This is a genomic window from Streptomyces geranii (assembly GCF_002954775.1).
Lineage (GTDB): Bacteria > Actinomycetota > Actinomycetes > Streptomycetales > Streptomycetaceae > Streptomyces > Streptomyces geranii.
The window spans coordinates 1-13,462 of record NZ_PJME01000099.1; the positions used below are offsets into that span (position 1 = coordinate 1).

The 13,462-nt window shown below is 69.6% G+C and carries 14 protein-coding genes; 11 read left to right on the top strand and 3 right to left on the bottom strand.

Annotated features, from left to right (window positions below; translation table 11 throughout):
• The first annotated feature begins 284 nt into the window (after nucleotides 1–284).
• The 3 genes from lipA (at nucleotide 285) to CW359_RS44635 (ending at nucleotide 2,520) form a co-directional block, all read left to right on the top strand.
• Nucleotides 285–1,250: a lipoyl synthase gene (gene lipA / locus CW359_RS44625; RefSeq protein ID WP_105975994.1), complete on the top strand. Its 966-nt coding sequence runs from the start codon at nucleotides 285–287 to the stop codon at nucleotides 1,248–1,250.
• Between the two features lie 290 nt (nucleotides 1,251–1,540).
• Nucleotides 1,541–1,741 carry an SCO2195 family GlnR-regulated protein gene (locus CW359_RS44630; RefSeq protein ID WP_105975995.1) on the top strand — a complete coding sequence of 67 codons (201 nt, stop codon included), beginning with the start codon at nucleotides 1,541–1,543 and terminating at the stop codon, nucleotides 1,739–1,741.
• An 80-nt stretch (nucleotides 1,742–1,821) separates the two neighbouring features.
• A complete protein-coding gene (locus CW359_RS44635) occupies nucleotides 1,822–2,520 on the top strand; it encodes a DUF4191 domain-containing protein (RefSeq protein WP_105975996.1) in 699 nt (232 codons plus the stop codon).
• Between the two features lie 117 nt (nucleotides 2,521–2,637).
• Here the strand turns inward: CW359_RS44635 and CW359_RS44640 are convergent, their stop codons facing one another.
• On the bottom strand, nucleotides 2,638–3,105 hold the full coding sequence (locus tag CW359_RS44640; RefSeq protein WP_105975997.1) for an RDD family protein: 468 nt from the start codon (nucleotides 3,103–3,105) through the stop codon (nucleotides 2,638–2,640).
• Between the two features lie 198 nt (nucleotides 3,106–3,303).
• On the opposite strand from CW359_RS44640, the gene glnA reads away from it, so the two are divergent.
• Nucleotides 3,304–4,713: a type I glutamate--ammonia ligase gene (gene glnA, locus CW359_RS44645; RefSeq protein WP_105975998.1), complete on the top strand. Its 1,410-nt coding sequence runs from the start codon at nucleotides 3,304–3,306 to the stop codon at nucleotides 4,711–4,713.
• 64 nt (nucleotides 4,714–4,777) lie between these two features.
• Here the strand turns inward: glnA and CW359_RS44650 are convergent, their stop codons facing one another.
• A complete protein-coding gene (locus tag CW359_RS44650) occupies nucleotides 4,778–5,734 on the bottom strand; it encodes a hypothetical protein (protein ID WP_105975999.1) in 957 nt (318 codons plus the stop codon).
• 180 nt (nucleotides 5,735–5,914) lie between these two features.
• Here CW359_RS44650 and CW359_RS44655 point away from each other — a divergent pair, with 180 nt between their 5' ends.
• The 6 genes from CW359_RS44655 (at nucleotide 5,915) to pspAB (ending at nucleotide 10,999) form a co-directional block, all read left to right on the top strand.
• Nucleotides 5,915–7,306 carry a hypothetical protein gene (locus CW359_RS44655; protein ID WP_105976000.1) on the top strand — a complete coding sequence of 464 codons (1,392 nt, stop codon included), beginning with the start codon at nucleotides 5,915–5,917 and terminating at the stop codon, nucleotides 7,304–7,306.
• On the top strand, nucleotides 7,303–7,500 hold the full coding sequence (locus tag CW359_RS44660; RefSeq protein ID WP_105976001.1) for a hypothetical protein: 198 nt from the start codon (nucleotides 7,303–7,305) through the stop codon (nucleotides 7,498–7,500). The genes CW359_RS44655 and CW359_RS44660 overlap by 4 nt, the downstream gene beginning before the upstream one ends.
• Before the next feature lie 101 nt (nucleotides 7,501–7,601).
• Complete coding sequence (locus CW359_RS44665) at nucleotides 7,602–7,859, top strand: SCO2583/SCO2584 N-terminal domain-containing protein (RefSeq protein WP_105976002.1); 258 nt, start codon at nucleotides 7,602–7,604, stop codon at nucleotides 7,857–7,859.
• Between the two features lie 41 nt (nucleotides 7,860–7,900).
• Complete coding sequence (locus CW359_RS44670; protein ID WP_105976006.1) at nucleotides 7,901–9,283, top strand: hypothetical protein; 1,383 nt, start codon at nucleotides 7,901–7,903, stop codon at nucleotides 9,281–9,283.
• A 122-nt stretch (nucleotides 9,284–9,405) separates the two neighbouring features.
• Nucleotides 9,406–10,365 (top strand): zinc metalloprotease HtpX, encoded by a 960-nt coding sequence (gene htpX / locus CW359_RS44675; protein ID WP_105976003.1) that lies wholly within the window; start codon nucleotides 9,406–9,408, stop codon nucleotides 10,363–10,365.
• Nucleotides 10,366–10,378: 13 nt separating this feature from the next.
• Nucleotides 10,379–10,999 (top strand): PspA-associated protein PspAB, encoded by a 621-nt coding sequence (pspAB, locus tag CW359_RS44680; RefSeq protein WP_105976004.1) that lies wholly within the window; start codon nucleotides 10,379–10,381, stop codon nucleotides 10,997–10,999.
• Between the two features lie 41 nt (nucleotides 11,000–11,040).
• Here the strand turns inward: pspAB and CW359_RS44685 are convergent, their stop codons facing one another.
• Nucleotides 11,041–11,328, bottom strand: a complete 288-nt coding sequence (locus CW359_RS44685) for a hypothetical protein (RefSeq protein WP_105976005.1) — start codon at nucleotides 11,326–11,328, stop codon at nucleotides 11,041–11,043.
• A 213-nt stretch (nucleotides 11,329–11,541) separates the two neighbouring features.
• On the opposite strand from CW359_RS44685, the gene CW359_RS47045 reads away from it, so the two are divergent.
• Nucleotides 11,542–13,380: an alpha/beta fold hydrolase gene (locus CW359_RS47045; RefSeq protein ID WP_107503129.1), complete on the top strand. Its 1,839-nt coding sequence runs from the start codon at nucleotides 11,542–11,544 to the stop codon at nucleotides 13,378–13,380.
• The last annotated feature ends 82 nt before the right edge of the window (nucleotides 13,381–13,462 follow it).

The window sequence follows — 13,462 nt, forward strand, 5'->3', positions numbered from 1 at the left end:
CCGGCCTTTTTTCCCCGCCCACCACCCCCTCATAACCCCCCCACCCCCGCCCCGGCACCCTCCAGCCCAGGCCCGCACCCTCCAGCCCGTCCGGCGCCTGAGGACAAAGCGGGGGTCCGGGGGCGGCAGCCCCCAGGGATGGGACGGGTAGGGGCGGCGGGGGCGAGGGAAAAAACCGCCCAGGGAATGCACCCCCCGTCCCGAAGGTTGCCCGTCTCGTAGGGCGGGAAGCGCACGGGCGTACCCTGGTGTACGCCGAAGAATCGAAGCTAAAGGGAGCCATCGTGTCCGCAGTCGCACCCGACGGACGCAAGATGCTGCGCCTGGAGGTCCGGAACGCCCAGACCCCCATCGAGCGCAAGCCCGAGTGGATCAAGACCCGGGCGAAAATGGGTCCCGAGTACACGAAGATGCAGAACCTCGTGAAGAGCGAGGGCCTGCACACCGTGTGCCAGGAAGCCGGCTGCCCCAACATCTACGAGTGCTGGGAGGACCGCGAGGCGACCTTCCTCATCGGCGGCGACCAGTGCACCCGCCGCTGCGACTTCTGCCAGATCGACACGGGCAAGCCCGAGGCCCTCGACCGCGACGAACCCCGCCGGGTCGGCGAGTCCGTGGTCACCATGGATCTCAACTACGCCACCATCACCGGCGTCGCCCGCGACGACCTCGAAGACGGCGGCGCCTGGCTGTACGCCGAGACGGTCCGCCAGATCCACGAGCAGACGGCGGCACGCGAGTCCGGCCGCACCAAGGTCGAACTGCTCGCCCCCGACTTCAACGCCGTACCGGAGCTGCTGGCCGAGGTCTTCTCCTCCCGCCCCGAGGTCTTCGCGCACAACGTCGAGACGGTCCCCCGCATCTTCAAGCGCATCCGCCCCGGCTTCCGCTACGACCGCTCCCTCAAGGTCATCACCGACGCCCGCGACTACGGCCTGGTGACCAAGTCCAACCTCATCCTCGGCATGGGCGAGACCCGCGAGGAGGTCAGCGAGGCGCTCCGGCAGCTGCACGAGGCCGGGTGCGAGCTGATCACCATCACGCAGTACCTGCGGCCGACCGTCCGGCACCACCCCGTCGAGCGCTGGGTGAAGCCGCACGAGTTCGTCGAGCTGAAGGAGGAGGCCGAGCAGATCGGCTTCTCCGGGGTCATGTCCGGCCCGCTGGTGCGTTCGTCGTACCGCGCCGGGCGGCTCTACCAGATGGCCGTCGAGAAGCGTGGGGCGTACATCGCCTCCCAGGCTGTCTGAGGACCGCACACCGCCTGACACACCGTCACTCACCCTGCCCAGCAAAGGCGCAGCAGACGTGTGAATTCGCGCACAAGTGACTACCCACCAGTAACGGCCGATTCCATGCGGTCCTGACAGTCCTCCCAGTTGAGGGCATACGTCAGGGCCGCATCAGGGTTTTCGCCTTCCGTATCAAGGTTTCATCGGTGTTTGACCGGCAGGTCACGCCCTGGTAACACCAATCAGTGACCCTGGCTTTACACGATGTGCACCCTTACCCAGAGCCGTTCCGAGGGGGGACCACCACCATGCAGGCCGCACCCGTCCGCGCCACTCCCATTCCGTCGTTCACCGACGCCCTGCGCGTCGTCGAGTCGCTGCTGATGGGCAGCGGCCAGCGCACCGCCCGGCAGAACGCCTGGACCTCCGTCCTGGAGGACCGCCGTCGCGCCAAGGACCGGGTCGAGGCGCAGCGCGTCCTCGACCAGGCCATCGCGACCCACCCCTGAGCCTCGTTCTCCCGCACTCTCCCCCTCTCCTCACGGCACCGGCGTCGTCGGCGCTTCCCAGGCCACGTAGACTTCACGGCATGGCGAGGAAGGAAACCGCGGCGGACGCCGCGAACCCCGGGCGACTCAAGCAGATCGCTCTGACGTACAAGATGACCCGCAAGGCCGACAAGAAGATCGGTCTTGTACTCGCGGCTGTCGGAATCTTCACCTTCGGTGTCTTCCTCGCGATCGGATTCCTGATCGGTCACCCGATCTACCTCGGAATCCTCGGCCTCCTGCTCGCCTTCCTCGCGACGGCGATCGTGTTCGGGCGCCGGGCCGAGCGGGCCGCCTTCGGGCAGATGGAGGGCCAGCCGGGTGCCGCTGCGGCCGTACTGGACAACATCGGCCGGGGCTGGACGACGACTCCGGCGGTGGCGATGAACCGCAGCCAGGACGTGGTGCACCGCGCGGTCGGCAAGGCCGGCATCGTGCTGGTCGCCGAGGGCAACCCGAACCGGGTGAAGAGCCTGCTGGCCGCCGAGAAGAAGAAGATGGCCCGCATCGTCGCGGACGTCCCGGTGCACGACCTGCTGGTCGGCACGGGCGAGGGCCAGATCGAGCTGAAGAAGCTCCGCACGACGATGCTGAAGCTCCCGCGCGTCCTCGCCGGCCCCCAGGTGACCGCCACCAACGACCGGCTGCGGGCGATGGGCGACCTGATGAGCAACATGCCGCTCCCGAAGGGCCCGATGCCGAAGGGGATGCGCATGCCGCGCGGCGGCAAGATGCGCTGACACACCGACATTCCCGCTCGTACGAGGTTGGGGGCGCCCGGATCACTCCGGGCGCCCCCAACCTCGTATCGGAGCCTCTTGCCGGACGACCTCGGGTCAGATCCGGACCTCGGTGTGTCAGATCCGGACCTCGGCCGTGCGGGCCAGGCGGTCGTGGAGGCCGCGGCCGTCGCGGTCCCAGACCATGGCCGGTACGGCGATACAGAGCAGGGCCGTGCGGAGCAGGGCGCGCAGGGGGTGCGGGCGGCCGGTTTCCAGGGCGATCACGCGCAGGCCGAAGAGACGCTTGCCCGGGGTGAAGCCGACCGTGCCGACCGTCGCAGCGCCCATGACGAAGAAGATCAGCAGGGCCCAGTTGCCGGTGGCCTGGTTGTAGCCGTCGGTGAGCAGGCCGTATGCGATCAGGAGGCACAGGCCCCAGTCGACGGCGAGTGCGCCGAGGCGGCGGCCCGGACGGGCGATCGAGCCGGGTCCCGCCTCCGGCAGACCGAGCTGTTCGCCCCGGTATCCGAAGTCGACACCGGCTTGCTCCGCGGCTGCGCGCGGGCCCGAGAGCCACGATCCGATTGCGTCCCTGTTGTCCACCCGACCACCGTACTGCGCCCGATTTCCGATACCCACAGGTGGGTCACCTGGGGCGAGGTCCGGTTAACTTGGTCGAAACAAATGGGTCATGCCTGAGAAATCACCTGTCCCTATGGTCGGATCCAACGTGTGCCACCGCACTGGCCGCACGAACGAACTACCACCCCGGCACGGACGGCCGGGAGTAGGAGGAGCTGGATGTTCCAGAACGCCGACGAGGCCAAGAAGTACATCGCGGACGAGGACGTCAAGTTCGTCGACGTCCGATTCTGCGACCTGCCGGGTGTGATGCAGCACTTCACGCTGCCGGCGACGGCCTTCGACCCGGACGAGGAACTCGCCTTCGACGGCTCCTCGATCCGCGGCTTCCAGGCCATCCACGAGTCCGACATGGCGCTGCGCGCCGACCTGTCCACGGCGCGGGTCGACCCGTTCCGCAAGGACAAGACGGTCAACATCAACTTCTTCATCCACGACCCGATCACGGGCGAGCAGTACAGCCGTGACCCGCGGAACGTGGCGAAGAAGGCGGAGGCCTACCTGGCCTCGACGGGTATCGCCGACACGGCCTACTTCGGCCCGGAGGCGGAGTTCTACGTCTTCGACTCGGTGCGCTTCGCGACCCGCGAGAACGAGTCCTTCTACCACATCGACTCCGAGGCGGGCGCCTGGAACACCGGTGCGCTGGAGGACAACCGCGGCTACAAGGTCCGCTACAAGGGCGGTTACTTCCCGACCCCGCCGGTCGACCACTTCGCCGACCTGCGTGCCGAGATCTCCCTGGAGCTGGCGGCCTCCGGCCTCCAGGTCGAGCGCCAGCACCACGAGGTGGGCACCGCCGGCCAGGCCGAGATCAACTACAAGTTCAACACGCTGCTCGCCGCGGCCGACGACCTCCAGCTCTTCAAGTACATCGTCAAGAACGTGGCCTGGCGCAACGGCAAGACCGCGACCTTCATGCCGAAGCCGATCTTCGGCGACAACGGCTCGGGCATGCACGTCCACCAGTCCCTGTGGACCGGCGGCCAGCCGCTCTTCTACGACGAGGCCGGTTACGCGGGCCTGTCGGACATCGCCCGCTTCTACATCGGCGGCATCCTCAAGCACGCCCCGTCGCTGCTCGCGTTCACCAACCCGACGGTGAACTCGTACCACCGCCTGGTCCCCGGCTTCGAGGCCCCGGTCAACCTGGTCTACTCGCAGCGCAACCGCTCCGCGGCCATGCGTATCCCGATCACGGGCTCCAACCCGAAGGCCAAGCGCGTCGAGTTCCGCGCGCCCGACTCCTCCGGCAACCCGTACCTCGCCTTCTCCGCCCTGCTCCTCGCGGGCCTGGACGGCATCAAGAACAAGATCGAGCCGGCCGAGCCGATCGACAAGGACCTCTACGAGCTGGCCCCCGAGGAGCACGCGGGCGTCTCCCAGGTCCCGACCTCCCTCCCAGCGGTCCTCGACTCCCTGGAGCGCGACCACGAGTTCCTCCTCCAGGGCGACGTCTTCACGCCGGACCTGATCGAGACGTGGATCGACTTCAAGCGCACGAACGAGATCGCTCCGCTGCAGCTGCGTCCGCACCCGCACGAGTTCGAGCTGTACTTCGACGTGTGATCGACACCGTCGAGAGCTTCTGGGGGCCGCCGTCCGCGAGGATGGCGGCCCCCGCCGCGTCATGTCACGCGCTCGCGGGCTCGGGGACGCGCCAGACGATCCGGAAACGCTCGGAGTCGGGAAGCCCCAACGGGCCCACAGGGCTTATCTGCTTGATGAGGTAGCCGAAGACCATGTGATGTGCCTCCTCGGAAACCTCGTCCCAGGTGTCCGGAGTCACGATCATCACCTCGCGCATGAGGCTCATGTCCGACTCGGACTCCAGCATGTCGGCCCGGTCGTCCCTGCTCATCGTCTCGTCGGCGCGCATCGCTCGGATCGACTCGGCGAGGAGATTGGGTTCGCCGCCCAGGCGCCGACGAATCTCCCCGCAGCCGTACTGGAACGCCGCGTAGGCCTCCATGGCCTCCCGGTCGGGATTTCGGTAGCCGTACGGCGAGCCCCTCTCCGCTCCCACGTAGTCGCCCTTCAGCATGTGCAGCAGGACCCGCAATGTGTGTTCGGTGCCCTGCTCCTCGATCTGCCTCAGCATCAAGCGGACCCAGTCGTCCTCGGACATGTGCGGCTCGTGTGGAGTGGCGAGCGACGGATGGATCTCGATGGCGTTGTAGGGGTTGGTCAGCACGCCCATGACCTGCTCGGCGGTCCAGTTGCCGTCCTCACCTCCCCAACCGCCGTGGACGAGCTCCTGGAACGACTTCAGGGCACCAGCCTCTCCTTCGTGGATCGCGCGCCACAGCGACAGGAACCTGGCCTTCTCGGACTCCGTGTCCCGACCGCACCGCTCGGCCAGGACCACGACGATGTCGTGAACGGTCTCCCAGCGCGGCACACGTGACCCGTTGAGAGCAGCCCGTACGGTCTCGTGGCTGGCCCCCGACAGCAGGTCCTCGCGGCTGCGGATCAGCGTGCTCACTCCCCGGATGCTCACCACCCCCGCCGCGCGGCGCAGTTCCTGCAGCGCCTCGACCAACTCGTGGTGCGGGCCCGTCGGTTGGGGCGAAGGGGTGGAGGCAGCCACCTGAATTCCTCTCACTCAGCGTGTCAAGTCAAGCGAACACCGTAGAAGGCGCAGGCCAGAGCCGCGTCAGCTTTCGTCAAGTTCCGGGTCTCGCCTGCCAAACCGTGACTTGCGGCCGACAGCCGAGGTGAGCATGGAGAGGGCGCTGACGGAGCGCCTTCTGCCGAGGAGTCGCCACGCATGCACATCCCTGCCTACGCCCGTGCCACGATCCGCGCCGCCCTGCCCACCATGCCCACGTCTCGTCAGGTGGGCGCCCTGGAATGCTGTCTGTGCGCCAAGCCGTTCGGCGAGGAACTGGGACCCGTCCCACTCGGCCCGACACCGACATCGGGGCTGTTCGGATGCCGCCCCTGTCTGACCCGTCTGGTCACACTGGCCCGCCGGTCGCGCGATGCCCGACTGGTCCAGGACGCCGAACGGGCCAGGACCGAGGGAGCCGTGTGGGAGGCGAAGTGCGAACGGTATCTGGCCGGCATCGAGAGGGTGCGGGAGGCGGCCGAGGCCGTCACCCGGATCGCCGCCGAGGGGACCGTGGAACCGCTGCGGATCGCCTGGCTGTATGTGTCGCTGGAGTCGGCGTATGCCTGGGCCCCCGAGAACGTCCCCGAACCGCCGCCGTCCATCGATGCTGACAGCACGGCATTGCAGGACGAGCGCTTCCGGCTCGGTCTGGAGATGATCTCCGCGCGTGAGGTGGTGGCCGACCGGCTCGCCTACCACCTCATCAATCAAGCCGCCCCACCGGAGCCCGAAGTGTGCGCGGAGCTGGAATGCCCCGATGACTGCTCCGGACAGCATGACACCGACCACATCGACTGTGGACCGGACGCGATCTTCGAGGACCTGGCAGAGCACGGGGTCGAGATCGAAGGCCGGGAGGACGACGGGACCCGGTTCTCCCCGGCGGTCCCCCAGGAGACGGAGGCCACCGTGAGCAGCGAGGACCTGGCCACCGTACTGACGTACTGCGGTATCGACGCGGACGACACGGAACTCGTCGTCAGTGCGGCGGCGGTCGGACTCGTTGCCGTCGCCTGGCGGGACGGGCCGCTGGAAGAGATCTGTGAGACGGAGCGGGGACCCGGCCCAGGAGACCTCTTCGCACAGGGAATCGACTTGTACCGCAGGGCCCGGGCAGCGCTCCTCGCCGCACGGGAGAACGGGCCCGAGGCACTGCTCGCCTTCCAAGCCGTCGCCGCGGACGTGAACCTCCCCTGGGCGGGCGGTTCGACGTTCACCCTGCGCGGCAGCGGAGAGCCCACGGAGGAGTTCGTGCAGAACGTGGACGACCGTGTCTGGTACACGTCGAAGATCATGCGCGACCAGGACTGGCGGACCGGAGTCCTGCAGAGAGCCACGTCGGCCGCGCTCACGGATGTCGCCCACTTCGGTATGCCGGGCTGGCCCGCCGTAGTCGCCGCGGCTCTGGACCGACTCGCCTCACTCGACCGGTCGGAGGCGCCCGAGACGCTGGCCGACCTCACCGCGGTGGAGGCCGCGTTGCGCGACGCACCGGACCGGCTGGGTGTGGACGCGCTCGACTGGATCCTCCGCCGGGACCTGCTGTGAAGTGGGACGACGTCAGTCTGGCCATTCTCGCGGGGTTCGGGTGCCTCTCGCTGCTGCTGGCCCAGGTCAACGACGTGCTGTCGAGGCTGCCGCAGATCGTCCGGTCCTGGCGTCGGTTCCGGCGGGAGCTGAACGGCGGGGCGGGCTCCCGCGCTCAGGGTCGGGATTCTCCGGGCGGTCGGGGCGAGGACTGATCTGCGCCCGTTCCCACTTCTCAGTCAGGCCGGAGTCCGGCGACCAACCTCACCTATTATCTAGACGACTGTTCGAATCAGGCATGGGAGAGGGAACGGGGATGTCCGAACAGGACGACGCGGAGCGGGAGTTCGACATCAAGTGGGCGGACAACGCCGAGCTGAAGGAGCCCTCCGCCCGGGCCCGCATGCTGGCCGCCCGCTGGAAGGAGAACCCGCCGGAGGCGGTCCCGTTCCGGGGTGAGCCGGAGCATTCCGGACCGCGTCGGTCGTCCTGGATATCGGCGACCGTCGTCCTCGGCTGCGTCGCCGCGGTCATCCTGCTGCTGGGGTACGTCCAGTTCCGGGCGCCTTACTAGGGTCGAGTTGCATCAGGGGGCGGGCGGAACGGGGGGTGGGCATGCGTACGGACATTCGTGCTGACATCAGGGGTGGCGAAGCCTCGGCTCGGCGGCTGGCCGAGGGGGCCGCGCTGTCGGACGTGCTCGATGTCGCGGAGCCGGCGGCCTGGCTCGGGCTGGATGCGGGGATTCGGTCCTGGCTCGACTGGCTCCCGCTGACTCCTGCCGAGGTTTCCGCCCTCCGGCATTCCGACGCGCTCCCCGAGTCCCGGCTCGCGCTCGCCCTGTGCCATCGCGACGGCCGGGTGCGGGAGGCGGCTCTCAAAGGTGCGGCCGGGTGTCCCGAGCTGTGGCCGTTGGTCGTCGTCCGGACCGCCGACTGGGTGGCTCCCGTGCGGGAGCGGGCCCGGGAGGTGCTGCGGGCGGTGCTCGACGACGTGGACACGGCCATCGGACTGGCCCCGCTGATCCTGCTGGGCGGTCGACGCGGACGGGGTGTCTTCGCCGTCGACCTGCTCGACGAGGTGCTGCGCCGGTCGCCCCGTGCGCGGCTCGCTCCGCTGTTCGACGCGGCCGACCGTGGGGTACGCCGGTTCGCGTACCGGCTGGCCGTCGACGAGGGGTACCTCTCCCCCGGCGAACTCGCCCGCGTCGCCGTCCGCGACCCCGACCCCGTCGTCCAGGACCTGTGCGCCGAGGCCGCCCTGGCCGCCGTACGGGAAGGTGGTGGTGCGGCGGACGACGTGATCGACTCGCTGCTCCGCGCGCCCGGGCCGCGGGTGCGGGCCGCCGGGGTGACCGCGCTGCGGCGGGCCGGGCGCGGGGAGCGGGCGGTGGGGTTTCTCGGGGACCGGGCCGGGGTGGTGCGGGCCTGTGCGCGGTATGTCGTACGGCAGTCCGGGGGCGATCCGCGGGCCTGGTACCGGGAACGGTGTGCCCGGGCGGACGACCCGGCGCTGGCTCCCGGTGCGGTCGCCGGGCTCGCGGAGTGCGGGGAGCGGGTCGACGCGGAGTTGCTGTGGCCGTTGCTCGGCCATGCCGCCCCCCGGGTGCGAGCGCGGGCGGTGGCGGGGCTGCGGACGTTGGATGTGACGGACGTACGACGGCTGTGGGTACTGCTCGACGATCCGGCGCCCGGGGTGGTGCGGGAGGTGACGTCGGCGCTGTTGCCCTTCGCCCGGTCGCTGGACACCGACCGGCTGGCGGAGCGGCTCGGGGACGGGTGGCCGAGGTGTGCGCGGGTGGCCGCCTTCCGGCTGCTGGACGCGTGCGGGGGGCTGGTGCGGCTGCGGGCCGCCGTCTCCTTGCTCGACGATCCCGATGTCCGGCTGCGGGAATGGGCCGCGGCGTCGGTACGGGGCTGGCAGTCGACCGGCGATGTGCCGCGCGGGTCTGCGGAGGTGGTCGAGCTGCTTGCCCGGGGGCGGCTGCTGTCCAGGTAGTCCGTGGGTGGGGAGTGGATGGCCCGCCTTTGCTGGTCCTAGGGCTGGTCCCGACCGCTTCATGGGACGGGGCGGGTGCACACTGGGCAGTGGGGCGAGTGCCTGACTGCGGGGTGGTATCGATGCCGAACCGAGTGCACAGCGATCGACGGCTGACCGTGCGGATGACGGTCACGTTGTTTCTGCTCGGACTGCTGTACGTGGCTTTCATCGCCGCGTTGATCGTGTTGCTGAAGTCCTGGGTGCTGGTCGTGGTGGTCGCGGCGGCGTTCCTCGGTGCGCAGTACTGGTTCGCCGACCGGGTCGCCCTCTTCGCGATGCGCGGGCGGGTCGTGACGCGGGAGGAGTATCCCGAGCTGCACGGGGTGATCGACCGGCTGTGTGCCGTGGCCGATCTGCCCAAGCCCGTGGTCGCCGTCTCCGATATGGACATGCCCAACGCCTTCGCCACCGGGCGTAACGCCGATCACGCCGTGGTGTGCGTGACCACCGGGCTGCTGCGGCGGCTGGAGCCTGCCGAGCTGGAGGGTGTGCTCGCGCACGAGCTGTCCCATGTCGCGCACAAGGACGTCGCCGTGATCACCATCGCGTCCTTCCTCGGTGTCATCGCCGGGCTCATCGTGCGGTTCGCCTTCTACTCGCAGCTCTTCGGCGGGCGGCGGGATCAGAACACCGCTGTCATCTTCGTGGCCGTGATGGGTGTCTCCGCCGCGGTGTACTCGATCAGTTTTCTGCTGATCCGTGCGCTGTCGCGGTACCGCGAGCTGGCCGCCGACCGTTCGGCCGCGCTGCTCACCGGGCGGCCCTCGGCACTGGCCTCCGCGCTCACCAAGGTGTCCGGCGACATCGCCCGGATCCCGTCGAAGGACCTGCGGACCGCGCAGGCCTTCAACGCCTTCTACTTCACGCCCGCCCTCGGCAAGGAGCCCGGGCTGGCGCGGTACTTCTCCACCCATCCCAGTCTGGAGCAGCGGCTCGATCAACTTGGGCGGATCTCCGGGGAGTTGGGGGAGGCTGCGGCTCCTGAGTCCCATGAGTCCGGCAGCGGTTCCAGGGGTTCCAGGGGTTCCGGGACGTTGTGAGGAGTTGTTGCCCATGGGGTTGCTGGACATTCTGCTCGGGCGTACCAAACCCGTCCTGCCCGATCTCGACCGGCTCTTCGGGCTGCCCTCGGCCGCGGTGACCCTCCAGGCCGCGGCCGGGTTCACGCCCACGGGCGGGGGGTCGGTGTGCTTCGCCACCGTGGAGGGCGCGGCCTTCGACGACGTACGCGAGGAGGTCCGGGAACTGCTCGACGCGGATGCGGAGCGGACCGGGCCGCCTGTGGAGCTGGTCCGGGACGAGTTCGGGTACTCGTGGCTGGTGTCCCGGCGCGGGAGCGAGGAGCTGCCCGCGCTCGTGGGGGATCTGCACGCGGTCAACAGTGCGTTGGAGGCCAGTGGGTTCGGGCCTCAGTTGCTGTGTTCCGTGGTGGGGTTCGAGCGGTCCGGAGACGGGGGCGAGGGCGGGGGTCCGTCTCGGCTTGGGCTTGTTTATCTCTACAAGCGTGGGAGTTTTTATCCCTTTGCTCCGCTTGGTGACGGGGGCGGGGGCAGTCGGGGGCAGCGGCGGGACAGTTCGCTTGAGTTGCAGGTGCGGGCCGTGCTCTCCGGGGATCTGCGGATCGAGGAGGATCTTGACCGGTGGTTTCCGGTGTGGGGTGCCCCCGGGCTGTGACGTGACAGACCGGGGGCCGTCCCCTCGCTACCGGGCCCGTCCTACTTGCCCCGGCGGGACTGCAGCGGGCGTTCGCGGCGGTAGCGGCGCTCCCACCTGGCCTGCTGGTCCCTGCGCTGGCGGTAGGCGCGGTAGCTGGCGGGCGAGGAGCCCGTGGTTCCCGCGCCGGCGCCGGTCCCTGGACCGGACGAGGAGGTTGCGGCGCCGCTTCCTGTACGGCCGTAGCGGAAGTAGACGTACAGCAGGCCGGCGGCGGCCAGCCACAGGATGCTGTTGTTGAAGCCCATGATGACCAGGACGACGGTCGCGGCGAAGATCAAGGTGCCCATGACGGGACTCCTTGTGATGGCGTGGATGGTTGAGCGGTGCAGTGCGGTGCGGTGCGCGTGCCTGCGCGTGTCGGGGCGGGGCGCCGCGGGTGGGCGTCCGTGGGTGCGTAGAGAGTAGCCCCGAGTCCCGTGAGTGGCGCCTGTCCAGCGTAGGGAAGGAGACGAAGTCCGCGCATCCGTATTTCCGGGTGCCCGCCGTGAGTGAATTGACCCATGAGTGAACTGCTGCCCTTCGTCCACGACTTCGACGGTGAACGGCTCAGCGGGGTGTACGCGGATGAGCCGGGCGGGCCAGTTGTCGTCCTGCTGCACAGCGCCGGGAACGGGAGCAAGGAGCGACTGGTGCCGTTGCTCGGGGAGTTCGTCGCCCGTGGGTGCCGGGGGATCGCCTTCGACTTCTCCGGGCACGGCGAAAGTACGGGCGCGCTCAGCGAGTTGAGCCTGCGGCGGCGGTTCGAGCAGGCTGTCGGTGTCATCGAGGCGCGGGTTCCGGCGGACAGTCAGCTCGTGCTGGTGGGGTTCAGCATGAGCGGGCAGACGGTGGCGGATCTCGCCGGGCACTACGGGGAGCGGGTCGCCGCGTTGGGGCTGTGCGCACCCGCCGTGTACGCCGCCGAGGCGTGGGATGTGCCCTTCGGCGAGGGGGACGGGCGTTTCAGCGAGTTGATCCGGACGCCGGGGAGTTGGCGCGGGGCGCCCGCGCTGGAGGTGCTGCGGGCGTACGAGGGGCGGGCGGTGCTGGTGGTGCCGGGCGTGGATCAGGTGATTCCGGTCGAGGTGACGGAGGCGGTGACGGATTCGCTGGCGGCTCGGGCCCAGTTCACGCGTCTCGAACTGCCGGACGCGGACCACATGTTGGGGCTCCGGTTCCGGGATCACCCCGACGACCGGCGGGAGTTCGTGGACGCGGTGCTGACGGGGCTGGGTGGGTCCGTGTGGGCGGCGACTCGTGCGTGGGTGGCCAAGCAGGTGCCGCAGGTGTCCGAGGGGCGGCAGGTGGTGCGTGAGGTCCGGATGCTGCGGGGTGGGTGGAGTTCGCAGATGCGGCTCCTTGAGCTTGCTGACGGGGTGGGGCCGGGGTCGGGGGCGGAGCTGGGTTCGGGTTCGGGTTCGGGTTCGGGTTCGGGTTCGGGTTCGGGTTCGGGGGTGGGGGTGGGGGTGGGGCTGGGTTCGGGTTCGGGGGCGGGTTCGGGTTCGGGGGTGGGGCTGGGTTCAGGTTCGGGTTCGGGGTCGGGGGCGGGGTCGGGGCTGGTGCTTCGGTCGTTCGTCAAGCCCTTCTTCCGGCGGCATGCGCCCGGGTTGCTGAACCGTGAGGCGTCCGTGCTCGCGCTGCTGGCCGGGGAGGAAGGGGTCCCGGCGCCGGAGCTGATCGGCGTGGACGCGACCGCCGAACACTGCGACCATCCCTCGCTGTTGATGTCGTTGCTGCCGGGGCGGGTGCGGGTCGACGAGGAGGATCTGCGGCGGCGGATCGACCTGCTGGCGGCCCAACTCGTACGGATCCACCGGGTCGTTCCGATGGAACGGCCGCGCGACTATGAGGCCTGGACGTCTCCCGAGCGGGTGCGTGTCGGGCTGGGCGGGGGCGTCGGGGAGGACCACGAGGCGTTGTGGGCGCGGGCCGTTGACGTGATCCGGGGGCCCGCACCCTCCTACGACGGATGCTTTCTGCACCGGGACTTCCATCCCGGGAACGTCCTCTTCGAGGGCGAGGGGGACGAGTTGCGGGTCAGCGGGGTCGTGGACTGGGTCGAGACCTCGTGGGGACCCGCCGATCTCGATGTGGCCCACTGTTCGACCGCGCTCGCGTTGTTGCACGGGGTGGAGTACGGCCTCGGGTTCCGGGAGCGGTACGAGGCGCAGGGTGGGGGGCAGCTGGCGGACGGCGGCGACCACTTGTACTGGCGGCTGCTCGACGCGCTCGGCTATGCCCCGGATGCGGGGAAACTGGCGGGGCCTTGGCGGGAGTTGGGGCGGGGGGATCTGACGGCTGAGGTGCTCGGGGAGCGGTTGCGGGGGTATGTGGGTGGGCTGCTGGAGCGGTATGCGTGAGCGGCGGACAAGGCACTTTCTCGCCCCCGCCGCCCCTACCCGTTCCCATCCTTCTGGGGGCTGCGCCCCCAGACCCCCGCTG